Source organism: Acidimicrobiia bacterium, from assembly GCA_016650365.1.
In the GTDB taxonomy this organism is placed as follows: domain Bacteria; phylum Actinomycetota; class Acidimicrobiia; order Spongiisociales; family JAENVV01; genus JAENVV01.
Window position 1 is genome coordinate 1 of the sequence record JAENVV010000042.1, and the last position, 22,393, is coordinate 22,393.

Genomic DNA, 22,393 nt, shown 5'->3' on the forward strand with positions numbered 1-22,393 from the left:
ACCGGATCGTGAACTCGGCGACCTGCCAGAGCCGCCAACCGGTATGGCCGTCGACGCCGGAGTCCAGTTGGACCTATCCGACGCCGCCGCCGAACGTGATGTGGATGCCGTACAGTCAGCTGCCGCCTTCGCCGACTCGGATGTGGCCATGTCCGCTCCCCGCCCGGTCCCGGTCGGCAGCAGTGCAGGAGCCACCCACGCGCCGATGGCTGAAGGCGACCCAGGTCGCCATGGCCCGGCAATGACCAAGGCCAACGTCGCCGACGTAGCCCTGTCGGAGAACATGGGCGACGCCCCGGTCTGCTCCAACTGCGGCCACATGACCGTCCGCAACGGCTCGTGCTACGTCTGCCTGACGTGTGGTGATACGACTGGGTGTAGTTAGGCCCGTGTCGTGGCCGGGATACCAACCGAGGAGGAGTTAGTCAGCTCACTGCGAGCCGAAAGTCGACGCCAGGGCGACGCGATTCTCAGTGATCCATATAGATGGCGTGACTTAAAGGCTCAAGAAACACTCACCGTTGAGTTGACGCGACAACGATTCGTCGAGTCTCGATCGCCTGGGCGCGCTCACACCTTTCGGTGGCCGAAAGAGGCTTCTGGGTATCGACCGATGGCATGGATGGATCCATTCGACCAAATCAGCTACCACGCTCTAGTCGGGCGATTGGTGGAGCCCATCGTCGGATCGACCGACAAAGAATCGGTCTTTTCTTGCGGCATTAGTTCGGGACCCCCGCTTTGGATGTTGCAGCCCATCTATGGGGCGCTGGGGCAACGCCGCGCTCGTGGGCTAGACCTACTCGACGAGCACCGCTATCTAGGGACAATGGATATCGCCAACTTTTACCCAACTGTCAAGCCCGCCGCGCTGTCCAACGTCTTAGCGGATCTTGGGTGCGACGTGTCGAGTGTCGAACAGCAGGTCCAATGGTTGTCCGATCTTGACCAGGTATCTGGAGTCAAAGGGTTGCCGGTCGGTCCGCAAGCGAGCCAGATCCTCGCAAACGGCCTGCTGATCCCCACGGACACAGGTCTTGCAAACCTGGGCGTCCCCTTCATTCGATGGGTCGACGACACGTGGTTGTTCGTGGATAGCGAGGAACAATTCCGAGCGATCAAAGATTCGTACGAGTCCTGGCTGGATAATCTCGGGCTGCGTCTAAACGAGCAGAAATCACGCGTATTAGAGGGAGCCGACGCCGAGAATGAAGTTGTACGGTCGGCGATCCAATACTTTGGTGAGCAACTCAACGACCCTGGGCCGGAAGGACTCCGAGCTGCTCTCGCGCTGTGGGAGTACGCGTTGGAGGATCCGGTCCAGCGCAGAACCGAACTTCGGCGATCGTTAGGAGTTCTCACAACATACGAAAGCCGAATACCGTTCGATCGACTGGTAACCGACGATTCGCTCCTACGGATAGCGCCCTTTAAGTGGCGGGCAAATCTCGCCCGCCTCGCCGGTCGACGCGAAACCCGCTCAGAAGTGGAGAGCTGGCTCCTGGAGATCGCATGTGATACCCCAAGCCCCGACGAGGCCTATAGGGTCCTGCTCGCGCTACAGGCGCTCTCGAATATATCTATCGACCGGGACTCCGGAACAAAACTGTTAGATCTCGCGACCATGAGCGGCGGGTGGGCAGGCCCTGTACGCGTCTGGGCGGCATACATCTGGGGGAAGTCGCAAGCGTTCAAGGCAGAACGAGCGATCGACCAAGTCGAAGAACAGGGCGAATTCGGCACTAGGCGTGCCTTTGCCATGACCCTGGAACAGCAGAGTGGTCATCGCAAAATGGGCAAATGGATCCGGCAAGTCGAACTCGCAGACACCGAACTCGGACCCACCGCTCGATTACTCGAAGCCGCGTAGCCATCCTGCTCGCAGTTACGCTCACCGGAATTGCAGGGCGGGTTAACGAAGCGGACGCAACCTACCGATAACCTATGCTCGGTCTGACAAGGAGATGGTAGAGATGCAGCGAGCGCGAATCATCCCGGTGTCGGGAATCAGCAGCGACAAGGAAGCGGAACAGAGGGCCGCTTCGGCACTCCTCGCGGTGCTCACGGTCGTCCGGGATCTCTCGAGTGAGCTGCTTTCACCGCTCGGCGCATCACGGGCAGCAAAGGCGAACGTCGAGTGTTTCACAGAAGTCGTCTTCAAGGTCGCCGGAAAGCCAGTCCGACCGGACGGCCTGATCCGAGTGTCATTTGGAAAAGCGGTCTGGACTGCTCTCGTTGAGTTCAAGACCGGTCCCACGAGACTGAACGCCGACCAAATCAACGATTACTGGGCCTTGGCCCGCGATCAAAAGTTTGACCACGTAATCACGATTAGCAATGAGCTCAGCCCTGTCCCGGGTCAACACCCAACGGATGGTCTCAAGGTGCGTTCGAATAGCCCGGTCCAAGTAACGCATTACTCGTGGACCGCAATCTTGACATCTGCCATCAAGATCAAACAGCACCGCGGTGTCGCTGACCCGGAGCAAGCCTGGATCCTCGAAGAGCTCATCAGATATCTTGAACACCCAAGTTCTGGGGCGCTCGCCTTCAACGACATGGGACCCGGCTGGACAACGGCGCGAGACAAGGCCCGCCTCGGCACTCTTAGTCACAAGGACTCTGAAGCAACGGAGTTCGCAGGCAACTTTGAGCAACTTGCGCGCTACGCAGCTCTACTGCTCGGCTCGAAAGTGGGAGAAGATGTGGATGTTGTCTACCCTCGCAACCAGAAGGATGCCGCATCACGATTGAAGGCGCTGATAGCGTCAGTGTGCGATTCAGGTGTCGCAGCAACCGAGTTAAAGATCCCCGACACTGCCGGAACACTTTCCGTAACTGCGGATCTGAGGGCGAGTCAGATCCATGCCCAAACCACGATTACTGCGCCTTCCGACCGGGGAGCGAAAGGCCGAAACACGTGGTTGGTCAACCAGCTAAGCAATGCGCCAGACTCGCTCATCATTGACGCCTACTGCAAGAACGCCCGTCAACCACAGTCCTGCTCGTTGGCGGCCCTTCGAGACGACCGCGGAGCGAATATCGCCGATACCAAGAACCCACCCACGAAGTACCGACTCACCAAGAGCATTTCAATGGGGCAAGGTCGGAAAGCCGGTGGCAAATCTCCCGGATTCATCGACTCGACGTTGCAGGCGATCGCCGACTTCTACTCGACGGTTCTACAGGACATAACGGAGTGGCATCCAAAGGCACCCCGGATAGAGGACCGGCCAGCTCCGACTCCCCCAACAAGCCTGCCAGCCGTGGAGGAGCCCTCTCTATACGAACGGTATTGGGTCAGCCCACCGCCAACAAGCGAATGACCGCACTCCGGTCCGTTTCGACCCGTGCTTGGGTTACGGACCGAGCATGGTCCAACGCCAGGCATCAATAGTGAAGGGTGCGTCGCCAGCGCCGTAACAGCATGTGGACCCCCACATCAGGACTTCGTCGCCGGTCCAAGTCATATCGAGGTCTGAGCCCTGCCCTGGCATGTCGAGCATGACCCAGCTGGCGTCCACGCTCGGAAGCCAGGCGGCATCAGTCCACTGTGGCACCAGGATGCCCGACCCAACGTCGATCGCACCTGAAGCACCTTCGGCACCGGTCAGCGGAATCGGGTCGATCTCGCTCCACGCGTCCGACCCGAAATCGAACGCCATCGTTGGATGATCGCGATCCTCCCACAAGATGAGCTGGCCGTCGATCACCGCCGACTGATTGGCCAACCCACAATCCGCATAGGTATCGGTCGATAAATCGACCTTGGGCAGCGGATCCCATTCGACGCCATTCCATCTAGCGACCAGGCGTCCCGAGCAGACCGGCGTGTCCAGACCGACTGCGATCAGCCCGCCGCTGGCTGACAGAAGGTTGCCCTCCCACCGTCCGGGCCCGCCGAATCCAGGAGCGGGTAGCGTGCTCCACTCGCCGGTAGTGAGACTGAGCGTAGAGATCCCATCGGCAGTCCAAATCGCCACCATCGAACCGGTCCAATGGATGTGCGAATCGCCGGCGACATTGATTCCATCGCCGATGGTTGTCCATGTATTCTGATCCGGCTCGTAAGCCATCGTGGCTAGTTGTCCCACCACAACCATGCGATGCTCGGCCCACACTGCTGCGGTCAGCTGGCGGGTATCGACCAGGTCGGGCGGCAGCAATCGCCATGTAGAAGTGTCTGGAGCAAAGGCCGCTCCACCCACTAAATTCGGCGGCGCATCAGCAACCGATCCACCCCAGACGATCATCTCGTCGCCGGTCCACATGACTTGATGCCCACCGCGCGGAACGAGCGGCCCTGGATCGACGTACCAGGCGTCGGTCGTCGGCCTGGCCGCCCGCGACTCAAGCAGCAAGAAGTCATCGTCAGAAGCCTCGACATTGGTCAGCTGAACAGCGTGCTTGTCACTACAGGTTGCCGCCAGCGTTTGGCAACCACGGCGCACCGAGAACGTCGAATACTGAACCTGCATGACTGTCTCAGTCTCTATGTCGGTCGCCCATCGCAACGGCGGCTCCAGGTCCAGGATCGGCATGCCGGATGATTCCCGCCCGATGACGGCTTCAACTGCCTGGCGCAGCTCTCGCTCGTCGGGTGGCACGCCCGAGATTCGCACGGTCCAATCACCGACCGGGAGCAGGTACGCATCACCCTCCCATGAGGGTGTCCCGGCCGCCTCCGATTCTACCGACACGTCAAGGAAGGCCGAAACGTCGCCCAACTCGGCGGCGATCACCGCCGTCACTCCCCCGATCATCTCGTTCGGGCGGTTCGGTTCAATGATCACCGTGTAGCTCGTTCCGTCAGGCAAGGCACCAACGAAGGCCCGATTGCTGTCGGTCTGCGGCACGGTGGGATCGTTCGCCCGCTGGGTTGGAGTGGTGCTCGTTGTTGAAGGCGCCGAGGTGCTCGACGATTGTGGGATGAGAATGGTCGACGTTGTCGGAGCGCTGCCCCCGGTACAGGCACCCGCCAGCACGAGAATGGCGGTGGCAACAGCCACCAATGACCCCTGTTTCATGGCTTGAACATACCTGATACTGCCTTCGGAATTGGCGATCAAAGGCACGAGGCCCTGAACAGATCGTGATCACGAATCCTCCATACAGACCCCTTGACGAGTACACAGCTTTAGGCCATAATCGAACATATGTTCGATACTAATGAAGGCCGCGACCCTGGAGGCACCGATGACGTGCTTGCCATCGCCGTCACGGCTCTAGCCTGGGCCGAGGACGAAGTAGTCGTTGACTTCAACAACGACGAGCTCACGTTGAGCTACGAACAACTCCGCATGCTTGGCGACCTCTTCCATGCGCAGGCACAGCGGCGCCTCGCCGTCGTCGACGAGCGCCAGTCGTACAAAACCGACGGCTACACCTCGACGACCGCCTACCTGAAGCACCGATTTCGCACCACCGGTGGCCAAGCGATGCGGCAAGTAACCGAGGTAAGGGCGCTTCAGGAGATGCCGCGGACCCGCCACCTCGCTGAACTTGGTCGGCTAAGCGGCGATCAAGTGCGGACGCTCATCTCCGCCAAACAATCTGCCCCGGACCAGTTCGCGGCCGACGAAAAGGAACTCTGCGACATCGCAGAAACGCTGGAATGGGTTGCCGACCTCCGGAAGGTAACAGCCTACTGGCAGCAGGCCGCGGCTCCCGAGCCGTCGTATCCGACGTTGGAAGACCAGCGAAACGCCTCTTACCTCTATGTCTCGCGAGCCTTTGAGGATATGGTCAAGCTCGATGGCCTCCTCGACCGGGAACGAGGCGCTCAACTTATCGAAGCGATCAAGGCCGCCACCCCTGCGCCGATCGAAGGAGAACCGTCCACGCCATCGCAACGTCGAGCTATCGCCCTGTTCGATCTGGTGGTGTCCGACGGCGAGCGGCCCGCCACCCCGACGATGCTTGTCCATGTGGGCGCCGAAACACTCGGCGATGACTCACCTCGCCTGGCCGAGATCGGACGGGACGTGCTCGAGAAGTACACCGTCGATCGACTCGCCTGCGACGCCGATTTCCGGCGGATTGTGTTCGGCCCGGAGTCAGAAATCATCGACGTAGGGCGCCGACTCCGCCTCGTCACGAAGCCCATGCGCGATGCGGTAGTCGCCAGGGACCGGCACTGCGCCTTCCCCGGATGTGATCGTCCACCACAGTGGTGCGATGCCCATCACATCATCCCCTGGTGGGAAGGCGGGCCGACCTCGACGGGCAACATGATCCTGCTCTGTCGCCACCACCACTCACTCATCCACGCCGGCAAGTTCACATTGCGCGGCACTGGTCACGAACCGCGGTTTTATCGAGCCAACGGCCAACCTCTCGGCCGCATCGAATTCCTCGATACGGGATAGGGCAGGCAGCGTCCCCACCTATCCGCCATACTGAATCCGTGCTCAAAACCAAAGTTCCGGTCGAAACGATGAGTGCCGAAATTGCCCGGAAATCGATCACCGTGACTATGTCATCCGAGGCTTCCGAATTCCTGCGCGATCGAGATGTCCCGCTGGTCGCCGAAGCCGAGATCCTGTTCAGTTGTCTCATCCGCAAGCGACTGACGTTCCGCGATACCTCACCAGATCTTTTGTCCTGGCCAATCACCGAGAACCTTCATGTCTCGGTCCGCCCGGTCCTCTACGAACTATGCCGCCCCGAAAATGGCGAATCGGAGCCGAACCTGGTCGATTTCGCCGTTGCCGATATTGCCGCGCTGGTGCCAAAGTCCTTCCACATCGACATCGCAGACGGCCAACTGACCGGCACGTTCGAACTCGGATAACGCATTTCGCTAGGACGACGCCGACGTGTAGCTGTTGATGCCGGCCTTCCACGCAATACGTGACACGACTGCGAACGCCACGGTCAGCGCCACCGTCAGAGCGATATCTTTGCCCGAGATTCGATCAACCAGGGTTTGGGCCGGAACGGTGATTGCGAACCCGAGCGGGATTATGTAGGACAGCGACAGGCGCATGGCGATCGGATAGATGGTGACGGGCCAGCGTCCCGCCTCATAACTACCCGTGACCAGTTCGCCGAGTCGACCGATCTTGATCAGCTTGAAAGCCGACGACGTCATGATGAGCCACATGCTGTAGAGCAACGTCGCCCCACAGGCGAGGAGCAGACCACCGACGAACAATCCGATGAAGGACAGGCCACCGGTGAACTCGCTCAAACCCCAAATGATGATGCCGGTGCCTAGCGCCACATCGGTCAACTGCCACACCCGGAAGGTGCGCAGGCTGGTCAGCAGCTGTGAATCAACCGGCTTGACGAGCGGATGGTCGAAGGTGCCTTCGTCGACCTCTCGAATGGTTTGCTCCATGTTTGGCTTTATGACTGCCCGCATGACCCCGCCAAGAGCGAGGTGCACACCGAGCACGACGAACAGTTCCGGCCTGGTCCAACCACCGAGGTTGGTTGTGTATGAAAAGACCAACTGGATCGCCACGATGCCGGTAAGGATCTGGAGGGCGGATTGAACCAGCTGGACGAAAAAGTTCAGCCGGTACTGCATCTCGTATTGGGCGGTCAGTTTGATGAACAACCAGCTCAGGCGCATGACTCTCATGAGCCGACCGCCGTATATCTGCGAACGGCCCTTTTCCAAACCAGACCAATGCTGGTCGCGAGCACGACGATCCATCCTGCTTGAAATATCCAACCGATGAACACATCCGACGGCGCCAGCCGACCGATGATCACTTCGATCGGAAACTGGAACGTCCACTTGAAGGGTAAGAAATCAGAGATCGACTGGACCCATTCGGGCATCACCGACATCGGCACCAGCCTGCCAGACAGGAGGATCTCGCTCATAATGACGACCTCGAACAGAGCCGCCACCCGGGTGGTCCAGAAGCCGATCAGTCCGAGGAGGAACTGATAGCTGGCCCGAACGAAGTAGGCACCCCATAATGCAAAAAACCCGAACACGAACGTCCGCCAGGTGAAGACGATGTTCGGATGAAACACGAGAAACAAGGTGGCTCCGATTGGTAGCCACATGGTGAACCACAGGAACTTCATTCCCACGAAATTCATGGTGGATCGCCAATACACGCTGGTCGGATGCATAAGCATGTGTGAGACCCGCCCGAACTGAATCCACCATTCCCACACATACGGGGTCAGCGCCAGGTTCATAGCTCGCACCAGCGTCCACACGACGTAATACGCGACGATCTCGTCCGAGGAGTAGTTGCCGATCGACCCCGATTGAAGCGAGACCGTACGCCATACGATGAGCAACACGATCGGCTCGATCAGGAACCCCAACAGCTGGAGAAATCCCACGACGCGAAACTGCATCTCCTGAAGCAGACCAACTTTGGCTTCCGCCCAGCCAACCGAAATGAGACCGCGCAGGTTCATGATTCGTCTGCGTTGAACGCCATGTCGATGATGTCCTCGAGCGGTACATTCTCGATGCTCAGGTCATACACTCCCCGCGCCAAGAGCAACGACGCCACCTCGGCCACGTTGTCGTTGGGTACCTTCAACATGGTCCGTTCCGGCGTCGCTTCGACAGAGTCGCATAGCCGGGCCATCTCGTCGGACACCTCGTTGCCACCAAACGAGATCAGTCGATGAGACACGAACTTGCTTCGGAGGCCGCCAATATCGCCGTCGTACAGCATCGTGCCTTCGTGGATGACGATGATGCGATCACACAGGGCTTCGACATCAGCCATGTAGTGGCTCGTCAGGATGATCGAGGCACCGGATTCCTTCTGGTAGTTGGCGATGAACCCGCGCAATCGTTTCTGCATCGTTACATCAAGACCGAGGGTTGGCTCGTCGAGGAACAACACTTCGGGCGCATGGAGGAGCGATGCAATCACTTCCACCTTCATCCGCTCCCCCAGCGATAGATTGCGGATCGGCTTTGTGATGAGGTCACCAACGTCAAGCAGTTCGACGAACTCGTCGCGACGGCGCACAAAGTCGGCTTTGGGGACTTGATAGATGGCTCGTTGCAGCTCGAAACTGTCAGACACCGGCAAGTCCCATTGCAGGGAGTTACGGTTGCCCATCACGAGGGCAATCCGACGGCGATAGGCCTCCTCCCGCAGTCGGGGATCGAAGCCGAGGACCCGGGCCTGGCCTGACGTCGGGTACAACAACCCGGACAACATTTTTAAGGTCGTGGACTTGCCGGCTCCATTGGGACCGAGGAACCCGATCAACTGGCCGTCCGGTACCTCAAAGGACACCTGATCGACGGCCAACACTTCGCGGAACTCCCGCTTGAAGAGGCTGCGGACCGAGTTACGGAGCCCTGACTCGCGCACCGGTACCTTGTAGGTTTTGGAGAGATCGGTCACTTCGATGGCAGCCATGACGACTGAGTCTGGCAGACAGACCTTGCGGGCGACACCGCATTTACTTCAGAGCGGCCGGCAGTTGCCTAGTTTGGCCGCCTAGGCGGGTCTGGTGACCGCGCGCCAACATGCGGCCGCCAGCAAGTCCAAATCAGCCGGCGTCAGCAATTCGCCTGAGCTGACGAGCCTGACGATCGGGCCGATCGACAAGTCGTATACGACGCTCATCGGCAGATCAACGAACAACTCGAGCATATCGGAACCGACCACCTGAACCAGTTCACTGACTTCGTCGATATCCACCGCGTCATGCGCAGCCGCAGCAAGCGGCGAAGCTGCCACCTGCGCCAGGAACCGGGCTCGCACCGGGTCGGACGCAAGGTGTCGGTAGAACGACAACCACAGCTCCCGGAAACGGGCGGCCGGGTCGACGGCCAACTCCACGGCCGACCCGGCCAAGCCCATGTCATGCTTCAGTTCCTTGTAGGCGGCCAGGACAAGGTCATCCTTGGAGCCGTAATGCACGTAGGCCGTACCGGTCGCCACTCCGGCACGCTCTGCCACAGCCGCCATCGACGTTCCCCGGAACCCTCGTTCAGCGACCAACTCGACCAACGCCCGGCGGACCAGTGCGGCCCGGTCGATCCGGGTAGCCGTCACGCAGCCGCCTCGGCCACCATCTTTGCCACGTCGAACTCAATGCCGGTGTCCGCTTTGGAAACTTCCCACAACTTGGCGAGATCGGCCGGTTTCCGGAGCTTCTCGCCGACTCTTCCGACGACCGGCACCCCCCTCATTAAGTACTTGGGCCGATACAGCGTGCCACCGGGAGCTGTTGGATCAGTCCCGCCACGGAGCTGTGGAAGGGACCCTCTTGCCGCTGATTGAGCCAACAGCGGAGTCGTCTTCTCAAAAAAGCGGCTTCGCCCTGCCCCACCGGTATTCGTCGAGCTCGTGGATTGAAGGTCGGTGTCCGAGAACCCGGGATCGGCTGCATAGACCTTCAGGTTTGCGCCAGCAGCGGCGAGTCGCTTGTTCAATTCGAGCGTGAACTGCAGGTTGGCGAGCTTCGAGTATCCGTAGGCGCGCCATGAGTCGTAGACCCCCTCATGGTGAGGGTTGGAAAGATCATATTCACCTGCTCCAAAGCGGGCGGTTGAGGTCGTATTGACGATGCGGCCCTCAGGGGCTGCCAAAAGGGCGGGAAGCAGACGGGCCGTTAACGCGAAGTGGCCAAGGTGGTTTGTTCCGAACTGCATCTCGAAGCCGTCTTCGGTCTTCCACTCGGGAGTGGCCATGACACCGGCGTTGTTGAAGAGCAAATCGATGACCGGATACGCGGCAATGACGCCCGTGGCGAATTCCTCAATCGAAGCGAGCGAAGAGAGATCAAGTTTGCGAACCTCAAGCGAAGCGTTGGGAATCCCAGCCTTCACATCGGCTTCGGCTGACGCAGCCTTATCCAGGTTCCGAGCTGCGATCACTACATGTGCGCCCTTTCGGGCCAGTTCACGGACGGTCTCAAGTCCCAGTCCACCGTTGCCACCCGTTACGACCGCTACCTTGCCGGTCTGATCAGGGATGTTGGTTGCGGTCCAGGACATGAATACACCTCGTAGATAATGAAGGTTCGTTCATTATGAATGAACATTCATTCGTAATCAACTTCTGCCGGACGTTGGGATCCAACGTCCAAGGGGTAGGGTGTCGAGGTGCTTGAACTCAGGGATCTCACCAAACGCTACAACACGGTCCAGGCGCTCGCCGGTTGCACATTCACAGTCCAGCCCGGGAGGATGCTCGGCTTTGTTGGCCCGAACGGAGCCGGCAAAACGACAACGATGAGATGCGTGTTCGGCCTCGTCAAACCCGACTCGGGCTCGGTGTCGTGGAAGTCACAACCCATCGGAATGGCCGACCTGCTCACGTTCGGATATATGCCCGAACAACGCGGACTCTATCCCAAGATGCGCATTGCCGACCAGGTCTCCTACTTCGGTGAACTCCATGGGCAAAGTCGATCTGAAGCGCGGGCCGCCACCATCAGTTGGCTGGAACGGCTTGGACTCGGCGAACGACTATCTGACCGTCTCGAACAGTTGTCCCACGGTAACCAGCAGCGGGTGCAACTGGCGACTGCCCTCGTCCACAACCCCAGTCTCCTGGTACTCGACGAGCCATTTGCGGGCCTTGACCCTCTCGCCGCCGACGTCATGTCCGACGTCCTGCGAGAACGGGCCGCCGCCGGCGTTGCGGTCGTGTTCTCAAGCCATCAGCTCGACCTGGTCGAGGACTTGTGCGAAGACGTCGCGGTCATCAATGCCGGCAAGATCGTGCTGACCGGCGAACTCTCCGAGCTCAAGCGGGCCTCCGGGGTTCGGCGACTCGAGGTCTTTGCTCCAGGAGCCGACGATGCCTGGACTGATTCGCTCCCAGGCGTAATCTCAGTCGAGCGCAACCACCAGGGGGTGGTTGTCCTCGTCGAAGCTGGGATCGACCCCGCCACAGTATTCGCCGCCATCGACGCCCCCGTCGAAAGCTTCAGCTTTTCGCCGCCGTCGCTTACCGACCTATACCGGGAGGCCGTGCAATGAGCTCCTGGAAATCCATATCGCTCGTGTGGCGGCGCGAGGTGACCGAGCGGGCGCGATCCAAGGTCTTCATGGTCGGGACCGCCGCCACGCTCTTGATCGTCACCGCCATCTTTGTGATCCCGCCACTCATCAATCCCGGACCTGACAAAGTTGCCATCGGCCACGTCGGCGACGGCTCGGAACCCATCATCGCCACCGTTCAACTCCTGGCGGCGACCGACGACTCCGTCGAGTTGGCCATCACCGCTTTCGACGACCTGGCAGCTGCCGAGGCAGCCATCGAAGACGCAACAATCGAAGCCTTGCTGGTAGACGGCGAGGAACTGGTGACCCTCGGCCAGGGCAGCTTCTCATCAAACGACGGTTCGCGCCTGCTCCAGGAGGCGGCCGCCGCCAATGCGGTCGAACAACTCGTGGTCGACACCGGCATGACACCAAAACAGGTTGTCGACCTGCTGACCGGCACCACCCTCGAGGCTCGCACCCTATCGGGAGTCGATGTTGAAGACCCCACCCGCGAGATCGTCGCGTATGCGGGTCTCATGCTCATGTACATGGCCATTCTCATGTATGGCACGTGGACGCTGGCCGGGGTCACGGAGGAAAAGACCAACCGGGTCGTCGAGATCCTCGTCTCGACCATGGAGCCCTGGCAACTCCTCACCGGAAAGGTCACCGGAATCGGGACACTGGCGATTTTCCAGTTCGGGCTGACCATCATTTACGGGCTCGTTCTGTCGCGGGTCACCGGGAGTGTCGACCTTGGCGAGATCCCTCTCGACTCAGCCGGGATGGTGGTCCTGTGGTTCGTGCTCGGATTCGCTATCTACTCGGTGATGTTCGCCGGCGTCGGGGCTCTGGTCAGTCGCGCCGAAGATGCCTCTTCGGCCTCAACGCCAGTGACGATCGCCGCGGTCGGCTCGTTCATGATCTCCATCGTCACGCTGAACGACCCGTCCGGCCTCACCGCCAAAATCGCTACCTTCATACCGTTCACCGCCCCATACGTGGTTCCGGTTCGCTATGCCCTCGACGCCATCGCCTGGTGGGAAATGGTTGTGGCTGCCCTACTCACGATCGTCACTGCGTACTTGATGATCCGGGTGGCAGGGCGGATCTACCGGGGAGCGCTCCTCTCATACGGTGCCCGACTCAAACTTCGTCAAGCCTGGTCGGGCGCCAACCACCAATAGATTTTCAAACCGAAACCGGGGCTACCGGCCAGACGACCTTGGTTTCCCATTTGGCAGGATCGGGTTCCTCGGCCGGATCCGTGAGGTAGAACTCCCACATCTCGTCTGACGGAACCAGGCTGTGGTTGCTCATCCAGTCCATCATCTCGTGGTAGGTCTGCTCGAGCGTGTCATATGGGCCAACATGCACGGCCTCGACCGCCTCGATTGCGGGTAGTTCGCCCGCCACCACATCGGCGTGGCCCTCGGCTGGTTTGGCAATCGGGACCCCGGCCTCCACATCAACCTTGTCCGTTGGCATACCGCGATAGCGCCCAAAAGGCAGCCCGGTCACTTTGATGTGCTCCCGACCGATCTCTTCAAAGAGTCGACCATAGGATTCCCCGAAAAACGACTGCATCTGATCCATCGGAACTACCGAGCGAATACCGATCGTCGGCGTTTCTTCCTGTGGAACTAGTGCACACTGAACCATGTCACCTCCATGTGACTATCTCCGCTCATTATCCAGTACGGGCAGTCACGGGGTTGAGGGTCCAAAGTCACCAGGGCCGGTTAAGTCACCGGCCCAGAACCTGCGCATCGATAGCGGACTCACTCACTCGGAGCGATCAATCCGCTGATCACCGGTGGGTGAGTACTTCAAAGGTCTCGTTGGACCACTCAACTAGGTAATCTCCATCGATCGCGAGGCGATCTTCTTCATCGACTTCATCGCTCCGGACGACCAGCACGTCGAACTCCGAGTCCGGGTTGAGCGGGTCGGCCTCGTCGATCTGGACGGCTCGGCGATCCGTGTAAAGGGTCATTGACCGTGCTTTGAAAAACCCTATCACTGCCACGTCGGCTGTCTCGGTCCGGACGGCGGCAAACATCTCCACCGCGTCGGAGCGGTTCGGACCTTCTTTGATCACACCGTTGAACTGATTCGCCCGCTCCCCTTCATGAACGGCCTTCACCCCGTTGAGATATACGACCGGGGCAAAAACCAGGATGACGAGCAAGGTCGCCAATCGCGAGGGTGAACCGTGATCGCGGGTGGGGATCATCAAAGCCCCCAAGATGAGCAAGGGAACCGCCGTGGAAAAATACCGTCCAGAGGGGACAAAGAAGCTGCCCCCGATCACCATGACGGCCAGCAGATATCCCGCGATCGGAGCGTGCTTCCTCCAGTCCGAACGTAGGGCCATGGCCCATCCGACGAACCCGAGTGAGACGACGAGCCATCCGATTACGGAGTTGTCGAACCCCACGATCTCGCCGATCCGCTGAGCGATCACATTGGCGTATCGAAAGAGATTCCAAACGGTGTTCGCGGGATAATTCGGAACCAGAGTGCTTGGAAGGACAAGTTGGAGCAGCAGGACAGCCGATCCGAACGCCGCATAGGGTGTCAGGGCGACCCAGCGACGGTCCCGATCGGCGAAAGCCCGATCAGCGATCAGCGCTAGGCCGATCACCCCCACCAACGCCAGCCCTTCTCGCCTGGTTGAGAACGCGGCCGCTGCTAATACTCCGGCGAGCGCTCCTCTCGTCCACGAGGTCGACCATCTACCCCGGTTCCGGTCGATGACTATCAGCGTCGCGAACACGAAGACCATGAATGGGAGTTCGGTGTGCAGCAGCTCGGTCCAGTCGATGTATATGGGACTCGTGCCAATAGCCAACAGCCCGAACAGCGCCGTCAACCGGCTGACACGCTCAAGAGCGAACCAGTACCAGGTCGCCATCGCAAGGACATAGAGCGCCAGACTCACGAAGAACAGTTGATCAATGTTCAAACCGACGATTCGTATGGGTATCGCCAGGATCAGCGGCCAACCCCACGGGCCGATCGGCGGCGAGAAATCCGACTTATACGAATGATCAAGCATGTACTGGTTGTCGGCGATCACATCGCGGACCGACAGATCGCCCAGAAGGCTGGCTCCCTGGCGCAGATAAAGGGCGAAGTCGTCCCCCCAATAGTGGCCTGGACGATGAGTCCGCCAAGCCAGCCAGGCAAGGCCGAGCAACACCACGCCTGCACCGGCGCGTCGCGACCAAATCTTCAGCGCATTCACCCGAGTACTTTATGGCGTACTTGCAGAAGTCGCTGCCATTCGGGCGGGTCGGTAGGCGCCGGCCAGTCGGATCCAGCGCTGCGGGCTCCCGCACGACCCAACACATTCTGGAACGCTGCCGGCCACCCGCTTGTTTGGCATCGGGCGGGAAGGCACGGAGTATGCGGAACTGTTCCGCAAATTCATCCAACAGACAGTTCCCCGAGACTTGCCCGACGACATACACCTTCTCTTGACGAAACTGAACGAATCCAAGCATGCGGACGCCGAAACGCGAACCCGCGAGCTGGAAGCGATCGGATTCCGCCTGCTCATGGGGGGCTCGTTACCCTGAATAACCCCGACGAATCGGCATACATCTCCTACATCGCGGTTGTGCCAGACCATCGCGGTAACGGTTACGCGAACGACCTGGTCCGTCATGGAACGAAACTCGCCCTCGAGGCCGGATGGGGCCTGCCGATCCGAGCTCAGACAGACCTCATCAACGTGCCAATGCGCACTGCGTTCACCAGCCATGGCTACTAGGAAGAGCCACGATCGCGCACTTGGGGTCATCTCCTGAATTTCTAACCCGATTAGATACATCGACGCGATTCGCGCTGGTAATCCGGACCCACACATGCGAACATATGTTCGATGTCGCGTATAGGTGGCGCCACCCGAACCGAAGCCACGATCCTCCACGCAGACCTTGACGCGTTCTACGCCTCGGTAGAACAGCGCGACAATCCGTCACTTCGCGGCAAACCGGTTCTCGTAGGGGGCGGAGTGATTCTGGCGGCGAGCTACGAAGCCAAGAAGTTCGGCGTCAAGACCGCGATGACCGAGAGGAAGGCCAAGGAACTCTGTCCCCAGGCCATCGTCGTACGTCCTCGCTTCGATGCGTACACCGAAGCGAGTCGGGCCGTTTTTGACGTGTTCGACGACACGTCGCCGACCGTCGAGGGCCTGTCCATCGATGAGGCATTCATCGACGTCGGCGGTCTCGCCAAGATCGCCGGCAGCCCGGAGCGAATCGCTGCCTGGCTCAGAGCCGAAGTCAAAGACCGAGTCGGCCTCAACATCACGGTGGGAGTAGCTCGCACCAAGTTCCTCGCCAAAGTGGCGAGTGCCGTTGCCAAGCCAGACGGTTTGCTCGTGGTGCCTCCCGACATGGAGACCGAGTTTCTCTACCCGTTGCCGGTCCGAGCTCTGTGGGGGGTCGGCAAAGTGACATCCGAGAAACTCAACAACTGCGGGTTTATAACCGTCGGCGATGTCGCATTGGTCAGCCGGGACAACCTCACATCAATCCTGGGCAAGGCCGCCGGGCATCACCTGTACGCGCTGGCTCATCACCAGGACCCTCGTCCGGTGGAGACAGGCAAGCGCCGCGGATCGGTCGGCTCCCAGCAGGCGCTGGGACGGTCTCGCAAAACCCCACAAGAGATCGAGTCACTGTTGCTCGGGATTGTTGACCGGGTTATGCGTCGGCTTCGCTCAGGCCATCGGGTAGCCAGAACAGTCGTACTGCGTCTCCGCTACGACGATTTCACCAGGGCAACCCGGTCTCGCAGCCTGCGATGGGCTACCGGTGCCACCGAACCCATCGCCGCCATCGCCCTCGAACTCCTCCACGAGGCCGAACCGACCATCCGATCAAAAGGGCTGACGCTGATCGGCCTCTCGGTCGCCAACCTATCGGACGACAAAGTCGTTCAGCTGACGTTGCCACTAGCCGAGATCTGCCAAACCGGCCAACTCGACCACGCATTGGACGATCTACGAGAGCGATACGGCACAAAAGCGATCACCCGTGCCTCGCTTCTCGGGCGCCACACCGGTTTTGAAGTGCCGAAACTTCCCGACTGACTGCGATTCTCGATACGCCCCGCCCTGGCTAGCCTGGCTGCCATGACTCCGTTAGCGGCGATCTTTGAAGACCCTCTTAATGCACTGGCCGGTGTGGTAATTCTCGCCGTGGCCGCTGCATACATTGCCTCCCGACTCAACATTCCGTCGATCGTGGCTTTGCTCGCAACCGGAGTCATCGTGGGTCCCGGCCTGCTGCTCATCGATCCCGACGCAATGGCAGGCGATCTCTTGACGCCATTCGTGTCGCTGGCGGTGGGCCTCATCCTGTTCGAGGGCGGGCTAAGCCTTCGACTCCACGAAGCGAGGCGCAATCCACTGGTGCTCTGGCTACTCGTCACAGTCGGTGTGCTCATCACCTGGTTGATCGGAAGCGTCTCGGCCAGCTTGTTCCTCGGCGTGCCACGGTCTATAGCCGTCTTGCTCGGAGCCATTCTGATCGTATCCGGCCCGACTGTCATCGGCCCGATCCTCCATCACGTCCGCCCGACCCGCACGGTGACCTCCATCCTCAAATGGGAGAGCATCGTCATCGACCCCATCGGAGCGATGCTGGCGGCCCTCACGTTTGAGATCATCCTGTTGGGAGCCGAGCAGGCCCCGGGCCAGCTGGTTACCGGTGCGCTCCTGTTCATCGGCGCAGGACTTGGCGCGGGTCTTGTCGTCGCGCTTCCGACCGGCTTCGTGATCCAACGGCACCTGGTACCTGAGCGGCTCGTGCCATTGGTTGGCATGTCGGCGGCGCTGCTCGCTTTCGCCGTTGCCCATGCCTTTGCTCCCGAGTCGGGGCTACTTGCCACACCCGTTCTCGGATTTGTTCTCGCCAATAATTCGAAGGTCCGCACCGAGCCACTCATCGACTTCTCCGAGAAGCTTCAGCTGCTCCTTGTCGGAATCCTCTTTATCCTTTTGAGTGCCCGCCTCAGTCGCGATCAGCTTGGCTCGATCTCGTGGGGAGTAGGCGGCGTCATCGCCGTGCTGGTCCTCGTAGCCCGCCCGATCAGTGTGGCTGTCGCCACGTGGCGGTCCGGATTGACCAAGGCGGAACGCATCTTCTTGGCCTCTGTCGCCCCGCGGGGAATTGTGGCGGCTGCCGTGGCCTCAGTCTTCGCCCTGGAGCTCGAGCATGCCGGCGTAGCCGGCGCCGAACTGCTCACCCCGGTGACGTTCGCCGTCATCGTCGGGACCGTCATCGTTTATGGCTTCGGCGCCGGGCCTATCGCCCACCGTTTCGGGTTGGCAGAAAAATCGAGCCAGGGTGTTCTCATCCTTGGGGCAGGCCCTGTAGAAGAGGCGATCGGGCGCAGCCTGTTCGAGCTCGAGATCCCGGTTCTGTTCTCGTCAACCAACCACGGTGATGAGGCACGACTCAGACAGCAAGGCTTCCGGACCTACTACGGCAACCTGATCGGACACGAGCTTCCGTGGGATCTGGAAATGTCAGGCCTCGGTCGCCTCCTCGCACTGACACCAAATGACGAGGTGAACACGCTGGCCGCTCGGAGTTTCGCCCAACTTTTCGGTGCGGCGGAGACCTACCAGTTGACCGCCGCCAGACCAGGACCCGGCCTCGAAAGCGTGGCCGCCGACATCGGCGGGCGCTCACTGTTTGATTCGGCACTGACATATGGCGAGCTTCGTGACCGCCTCAGGCGCGGCGTGAAGATTCGCCAAACGAGCCTCACCGAGAAATTCACGGTTGCCGACCTCAAAGCCCAGCTCGGCACGGACGGGCGCATGCTCTTTGTGGCTCGGGGCAAAAATTTGCTGATAGCCACCGACGAGCAGCGGCCGCCTCTGATCGACAAGACCCGGCTGGGAGACACGGTCCTATGGATCCCTTCCGAGGCGGCCCCGGCCGCCGAGCCACCGTCTGGTGGGGAGGATTGAGGAACGGCGACCAAATCACCAGCACCCCCCGATGACCCACGGTTGCGAGAAGCATGCCGACCTGATGGCCTGCACGTCCCCGCTAGCGTCTCAAGTTCCGGTTCGTCGAGCAAGTCACGAGCGTTGAAACGTTCGACTCTGAATCCAGCCTCTACTGGTCGATCGACATAGTTAGGTCCGTACACACGAACGTGGTCCTTCTGGCCAAATCGCCTTAATCGTTCGACAGGGTCGGTCACCGTTGGGTCCTCAACCGTTGGGTTCTTGCCAATCGGCACATTCAAAATGGCCCATCCATCGTTCTTGAGAACTCGCCGGAATTCGGCCATGGCCTTCCGATCGTCGGCAACGTGTTCCAGCACGTGGCTGCAGTAGATCACATCAAAGATCTCGTCGGGATACCCGATGTCCGTGACATCCATCTTCTCCATCACACTGTCGTCGAGCAGATCGGCGGTCAGATATCCCCCTCCAATCGCCCTGGAGAATATGGGGATGAAGGCCTTTTCGGGGGCGACATGCAGAAACCGCTTCGGCTTCCCGTCGAATAGATCGGTCATCTGTCGGAGAAAAAGAATCAAAAGCCGATGGCGTTCAAGAGCTCCACAATGAGGGCAGCGCGCATCGGTTCTGGCAACAACCCCGAACTCCAAGAACTCCCGTGAACTCGTTTCGCACACTGCGCAGTAGCGCCTTGTCCCGAAATGCTTAAGACGCCTGCGCCATGCAGCAAAGACCGGGGCCGAATTCATCGGCAAAATATACGGGCCCACTAAATCGGGCGTTGGCCAGTGAGTGTCTGTTCGTGAACAAGCCGAGCCTATCCTCGCCGGATGTTCAAAGCCGGTGGCAATTAGTGGGGGCGCTCTTCGGGTCGATCAGCGCCCTGCTCATTGGTTTTGCAGATCTGTTTGGTCGTCGGGTGGTCGGGGCTTCGAGTGCCACCACTGCGGCAGCAACCATGCAGTTTGTGGCCATCTTCTCGGCGCTCGGTTCGATGGTTCTCGTTGCGAGCTCGTTCGGGTGGCGAGACCTTGTCATCGGCGCACTTTCCGGTCTGGGAATGGGGGCCGGCCTGGCGCTTTACTACGGCGGTATCGCTCGATCGTCTTCAACCGTGGTGGCTCCACTGGTAGGTGTCATGTCGGCGGTCATCCCCTACGGGTACACATTGGTGACCGGCGCCCGCCCGTCGCCCCTCGCCTTGGGCGGGGCGATCATCGCCTTTGCTGGATTGGCGATCATCACTGCCGGCAAGCCCAAGGGCCGGGCAGCCTTTGTCCGAACCGGGCTCACCTGGGGATTCGCCTCAGGACTCGGTTACGGCTTCGGGCTGAGTGTCATCATCGGAGCGTCCTCCGAAAGTGGGGCTTGGCCGGCCGTGAGCCAACGGGTCATTGCTTTCCTGCTCATGGTTGTCGTCGCACGCGGCGTGTCCGCACCGGTCATCCCTCCCAAGGGGGTGCGGCTCAGTGCGGTGACTGCAGGGGTATTCGCAGGACTCACGACCATATTCTTTCTCATCGGGGTCCAGACCGACGCGCCACCTGCCGTCGTGACAGCCTCCATGTTCCCCGCCGCCAGCGTGGCAATCGGCCGGTTCGTCTATCGGGATCCAGTGACCAGGATGCAGGCAGTTGGGATCGGAGTAGTCCTGCTCGGAGTCGCCGGCGTCGTCGGCGGCTAAACGCAACGCACACCAAGAACGGCCGAACCCTGCCCACGTGTTAAACAAACCTCCGGAAACTGCCCGCCATGATCTTTCGAAACTGCGTACATTTACAGAACGCGCATTGGGAGAACGATGACCGCAACCGTCACGCCACCGAAACCGGACGGATCATCGCGGCGAGACGGTCACAGGCGCGGCGACACGGTTCCGGTGCTGCTGAGACCGTTCGTCCACTTCGTCGCCAAGATCCAGGCTCGGCTTGAGACAAAACTGCTGGCAGGCTTTCTTGGTATATCGGTACTCATGCTTGCCCTCGGAGTTGTCGGGTTGCTGGCAGTGAACCGCATGCACGATCAAGTCCAAGAAGTAGCCGCCCTTCATGAACAGTCAAACAACGCCAACAAAATGCTGTACAGCATTACTTCTCAATCGCACTTTCGGACAATGGCCCTGCTGACTGGCGACCCGGTCTGGACCGAAAAAATCGTGACGGCCAAAGCCAACTTTCAAACGCTTCTCGACGAAACCGAGTCAAACGCCATCGGGGATCACCAGGCGTTATTTGATAGCCTCAGATCGATCAACGTGCGATACAAGGCCGCCGGCGAGCGAGTCGGGGCGATTCAGCAGCAGGACACCCAGGAAGCAACTCTGGCCCACATTCAGTCGGAACACGAGATCAGCCACGACCTCGAAGACTCGCTCAATGCGTTCATCCGCGACACTGACAAGCTCGTAGAGGGGGTGCTTTTCGACTTCTCGGGCGACACACAATTCTTGACCGTGGCACTGGGAGCTTTCTCAGCCATGAGCCTTCTCGGGGCATTGGCAGTTGGGGCGATCATTTCCTGGACGGTCATCGGCCCGGTTCGCAAAATCGACGAAGCCCTCGACACCCTTGCCAGCGGCGACTTCACCGCCCGCATCGACGTCCCCAATCGGGACGAGTTCGGCAAACTTTCGGAGAACGTCAACCGGGCCAGCGAACAGCTGGAAACGCTCTACGGACGACTTGAGACAGTCAACCGCGACCTCCAGACGACCGTGGATGAACAAGTGGCTTTGCTTGAGCACACCTCTTTGCTTCGCCGATACCTGTCACCTCAGGTGGCCGAAGCGATCGTCGCCGGCCGGAGCGGCATCGGAGAGTCCCGGCGGCAAGAACTCACCATCGTGTTCGCCGACGTCCGTGGGTTTACGGCGCTATCTGAGCAGTCTGAGCCTGAGGAAATGATCGGGAGTCTCAACCGGTTCCTAACCGCCATGACCGACGTGGTCTTCCGGTACGAGGGAACGTTGGACAAGTACATCGGTGATGCGTTGATGATCTTCTTCAACGACCCCCTCCCCCAGGAGGACCATGCCGAACGGGCCGTACGCATGGCACTCGACATGCAAAAGGAACTGGCGGAACTACGCGAGGAGATGGCCGACGCCGCTCTGACGAAGATCAGCGCCGGTATCGGTATTTCCACCGGGTTCGTGACGGTCGGCAACATCGGATCTCCCACTCGAATGGACTACACGGTGATGGGCAACCACGTTAACCTTGCATCGCGGCTGGCTGACGATGCCGGCCCCGGAGAAATCCTCGTCTCCGACCGCACTCTCGCATTGCTCCCGTCCGGACTCGTTACCGCCGAGTCAGCCGGGGAGCGTAACCTCAAAGGCGTCCAGCGCCCGATCACCTTGTATCGGATCAGCGACCCGACGGACGTCTCGCAGGAGGTTGAGACCTAGGCCACCCGACTGGAGAACACGGCCAAGCTCTCACACAGCGCGCCGG

The 22,393-nt window shown here is 60.1% G+C and carries 21 protein-coding genes; 13 read left to right on the forward strand and 8 right to left on the reverse strand.

What is annotated here, in order from left to right:
* The 3 genes from JJE47_02645 to JJE47_02655 form a co-directional block, all read left to right on the forward strand.
* On the forward strand, nucleotides 1-385 hold a 385-nt coding region (locus tag JJE47_02645), incomplete at its 5' end, for a hypothetical protein (GenBank protein MBK5266306.1).
* 237 nt (nucleotides 386-622) lie between these two features.
* Nucleotides 623-1,870: an RNA-directed DNA polymerase gene (locus JJE47_02650; protein MBK5266307.1), complete on the forward strand. Its 1,248-nt coding sequence runs from the start codon at nucleotides 623-625 to the stop codon at nucleotides 1,868-1,870.
* A 103-nt stretch (nucleotides 1,871-1,973) separates the two neighbouring features.
* Nucleotides 1,974-3,326, forward strand: a complete 1,353-nt coding sequence (locus JJE47_02655) for a stress response protein (protein ID MBK5266308.1) — start codon at nucleotides 1,974-1,976, stop codon at nucleotides 3,324-3,326.
* Between the two features lie 33 nt (nucleotides 3,327-3,359).
* Here the strand turns inward: JJE47_02655 and JJE47_02660 are convergent, their stop codons facing one another.
* Nucleotides 3,360-5,027 (reverse strand): hypothetical protein, encoded by a 1,668-nt coding sequence (locus JJE47_02660; GenBank protein MBK5266309.1) that lies wholly within the window; start codon nucleotides 5,025-5,027, stop codon nucleotides 3,360-3,362.
* A gap of 129 nt (nucleotides 5,028-5,156) precedes the next feature.
* Between JJE47_02660 and JJE47_02665 the strand changes: the two genes are divergently transcribed.
* Nucleotides 5,157-6,368: a DUF222 domain-containing protein gene (locus JJE47_02665; GenBank protein MBK5266310.1), complete on the forward strand. Its 1,212-nt coding sequence runs from the start codon at nucleotides 5,157-5,159 to the stop codon at nucleotides 6,366-6,368.
* 38 nt (nucleotides 6,369-6,406) lie between these two features.
* Entirely contained in the window at nucleotides 6,407-6,793 is a 387-nt protein-coding gene (locus JJE47_02670) for a hypothetical protein (GenBank protein MBK5266311.1), read from the forward strand.
* 9 nt (nucleotides 6,794-6,802) lie between these two features.
* Here the strand turns inward: JJE47_02670 and JJE47_02675 are convergent, their stop codons facing one another.
* The 5 genes from JJE47_02675 to JJE47_02695 all read right to left on the reverse strand — a co-directional run bounded on the left by JJE47_02675 (nucleotide 6,803) and on the right by JJE47_02695 (nucleotide 10,945).
* Nucleotides 6,803-7,588 (reverse strand): ABC-2 family transporter protein, encoded by a 786-nt coding sequence (locus JJE47_02675; protein ID MBK5266312.1) that lies wholly within the window; start codon nucleotides 7,586-7,588, stop codon nucleotides 6,803-6,805.
* The gene (locus JJE47_02680; GenBank protein ID MBK5266313.1) at nucleotides 7,585-8,391 is read right to left on the reverse strand and encodes an ABC-2 family transporter protein; all 807 of its coding nucleotides are present in this window, start codon (nucleotides 8,389-8,391) and stop codon (nucleotides 7,585-7,587) included. The genes JJE47_02675 and JJE47_02680 overlap by 4 nt, the downstream gene beginning before the upstream one ends.
* Nucleotides 8,388-9,359 carry an ATP-binding cassette domain-containing protein gene (locus JJE47_02685; protein MBK5266314.1) on the reverse strand — a complete coding sequence of 324 codons (972 nt, stop codon included), beginning with the start codon at nucleotides 9,357-9,359 and terminating at the stop codon, nucleotides 8,388-8,390. The genes JJE47_02680 and JJE47_02685 overlap by 4 nt, the downstream gene beginning before the upstream one ends.
* A gap of 81 nt (nucleotides 9,360-9,440) precedes the next feature.
* Nucleotides 9,441-10,001, reverse strand: a complete 561-nt coding sequence (locus JJE47_02690; GenBank protein ID MBK5266315.1) for a TetR/AcrR family transcriptional regulator — start codon at nucleotides 9,999-10,001, stop codon at nucleotides 9,441-9,443.
* Nucleotides 9,998-10,945 carry an SDR family NAD(P)-dependent oxidoreductase gene (locus tag JJE47_02695; protein MBK5266316.1) on the reverse strand — a complete coding sequence of 316 codons (948 nt, stop codon included), beginning with the start codon at nucleotides 10,943-10,945 and terminating at the stop codon, nucleotides 9,998-10,000. The genes JJE47_02690 and JJE47_02695 overlap by 4 nt, the downstream gene beginning before the upstream one ends.
* A 108-nt stretch (nucleotides 10,946-11,053) precedes the next feature.
* Between JJE47_02695 and JJE47_02700 the strand changes: the two genes are divergently transcribed.
* Both JJE47_02700 and JJE47_02705 read left to right on the forward strand, forming a co-directional pair.
* A complete protein-coding gene (locus JJE47_02700) occupies nucleotides 11,054-11,935 on the forward strand; it encodes an ATP-binding cassette domain-containing protein (protein MBK5266317.1) in 882 nt (293 codons plus the stop codon).
* Nucleotides 11,932-13,128, forward strand: a complete 1,197-nt coding sequence (locus tag JJE47_02705; protein ID MBK5266318.1) for an ABC transporter permease — start codon at nucleotides 11,932-11,934, stop codon at nucleotides 13,126-13,128. The genes JJE47_02700 and JJE47_02705 overlap by 4 nt, the downstream gene beginning before the upstream one ends.
* 4 nt (nucleotides 13,129-13,132) lie before the next feature.
* Here JJE47_02705 and JJE47_02710 read toward each other — a convergent pair whose 3' ends face one another.
* Entirely contained in the window at nucleotides 13,133-13,603 is a 471-nt protein-coding gene (locus tag JJE47_02710; GenBank protein ID MBK5266319.1) for a GyrI-like domain-containing protein, read from the reverse strand.
* 148 nt (nucleotides 13,604-13,751) lie between these two features.
* Complete coding sequence (locus JJE47_02715) at nucleotides 13,752-15,002, reverse strand: glycosyltransferase family 39 protein (protein MBK5266320.1); 1,251 nt, start codon at nucleotides 15,000-15,002, stop codon at nucleotides 13,752-13,754.
* On the opposite strand from JJE47_02715, the gene JJE47_02720 reads away from it, so the two are divergent.
* The 6 genes from JJE47_02720 (at nucleotide 14,991) to JJE47_02745 (ending at nucleotide 22,347) form a co-directional block, all read left to right on the forward strand.
* Nucleotides 14,991-15,719 carry a GNAT family N-acetyltransferase gene (locus JJE47_02720; GenBank protein ID MBK5266321.1) on the forward strand — a complete coding sequence of 243 codons (729 nt, stop codon included), beginning with the start codon at nucleotides 14,991-14,993 and terminating at the stop codon, nucleotides 15,717-15,719. The two genes, JJE47_02715 and JJE47_02720, sit on opposite strands and share 12 nt — an antisense overlap.
* Nucleotides 15,720-15,830: 111 nt before the next feature.
* Nucleotides 15,831-17,045, forward strand: coding sequence for a DNA polymerase IV (dinB, locus tag JJE47_02725; protein ID MBK5266322.1), 1,215 nt, complete (start codon nucleotides 15,831-15,833; stop codon nucleotides 17,043-17,045).
* A 42-nt stretch (nucleotides 17,046-17,087) separates the two neighbouring features.
* Nucleotides 17,088-18,935 (forward strand): sodium:proton antiporter, encoded by a 1,848-nt coding sequence (locus JJE47_02730; GenBank protein ID MBK5266323.1) that lies wholly within the window; start codon nucleotides 17,088-17,090, stop codon nucleotides 18,933-18,935.
* Nucleotides 18,936-19,297: 362 nt separating this feature from the next.
* The gene (locus tag JJE47_02735) at nucleotides 19,298-19,486 is read left to right on the forward strand and encodes a hypothetical protein (GenBank protein MBK5266324.1); all 189 of its coding nucleotides are present in this window, start codon (nucleotides 19,298-19,300) and stop codon (nucleotides 19,484-19,486) included.
* Nucleotides 19,487-19,740: 254 nt separating this feature from the next.
* Nucleotides 19,741-20,622 carry a DMT family transporter gene (locus JJE47_02740; GenBank protein MBK5266325.1) on the forward strand — a complete coding sequence of 294 codons (882 nt, stop codon included), beginning with the start codon at nucleotides 19,741-19,743 and terminating at the stop codon, nucleotides 20,620-20,622.
* 117 nt (nucleotides 20,623-20,739) lie between these two features.
* The gene (locus JJE47_02745; GenBank protein MBK5266326.1) at nucleotides 20,740-22,347 is read left to right on the forward strand and encodes a HAMP domain-containing protein; all 1,608 of its coding nucleotides are present in this window, start codon (nucleotides 20,740-20,742) and stop codon (nucleotides 22,345-22,347) included.
* Nucleotides 22,348-22,393 lie beyond the last annotated feature (46 nt).

Coding starts and splice junctions, on each gene's coding strand:
- JJE47_02650 (MBK5266307.1), top strand. CDS start 623: ATGGATCCATTCGACCAAATCAGCTACCACGCTCTAGTCGGGCGATTG.
- JJE47_02655 (MBK5266308.1), top strand. CDS start 1,974: ATGCAGCGAGCGCGAATCATCCCGGTGTCGGGAATCAGCAGCGACAAG.
- JJE47_02660 (MBK5266309.1), bottom strand. CDS start 5,027: ATGAAACAGGGGTCATTGGTGGCTGTTGCCACCGCCATTCTCGTGCTG.
- JJE47_02665 (MBK5266310.1), top strand. CDS start 5,157: ATGTTCGATACTAATGAAGGCCGCGACCCTGGAGGCACCGATGACGTG.
- JJE47_02675 (MBK5266312.1), bottom strand. CDS start 7,588: ATGAGAGTCATGCGCCTGAGCTGGTTGTTCATCAAACTGACCGCCCAA.
- JJE47_02680 (MBK5266313.1), bottom strand. CDS start 8,391: ATGAACCTGCGCGGTCTCATTTCGGTTGGCTGGGCGGAAGCCAAAGTT.
- JJE47_02685 (MBK5266314.1), bottom strand. CDS start 9,359: ATGGCTGCCATCGAAGTGACCGATCTCTCCAAAACCTACAAGGTACCG.
- JJE47_02695 (MBK5266316.1), bottom strand. CDS start 10,945: ATGTCCTGGACCGCAACCAACATCCCTGATCAGACCGGCAAGGTAGCG.
- JJE47_02705 (MBK5266318.1), top strand. CDS start 11,932: ATGAGCTCCTGGAAATCCATATCGCTCGTGTGGCGGCGCGAGGTGACC.
- JJE47_02710 (MBK5266319.1), bottom strand. CDS start 13,603: ATGGTTCAGTGTGCACTAGTTCCACAGGAAGAAACGCCGACGATCGGT.
- JJE47_02720 (MBK5266321.1), top strand. CDS start 14,991: ATGATCAAGCATGTACTGGTTGTCGGCGATCACATCGCGGACCGACAG.
- JJE47_02715 (MBK5266320.1), bottom strand. CDS start 15,002: ATGCTTGATCATTCGTATAAGTCGGATTTCTCGCCGCCGATCGGCCCG.
- dinB (MBK5266322.1), top strand. CDS start 15,831: ATGTCGCGTATAGGTGGCGCCACCCGAACCGAAGCCACGATCCTCCAC.
- JJE47_02730 (MBK5266323.1), top strand. CDS start 17,088: ATGACTCCGTTAGCGGCGATCTTTGAAGACCCTCTTAATGCACTGGCC.
- JJE47_02745 (MBK5266326.1), top strand. CDS start 20,740: ATGACCGCAACCGTCACGCCACCGAAACCGGACGGATCATCGCGGCGA.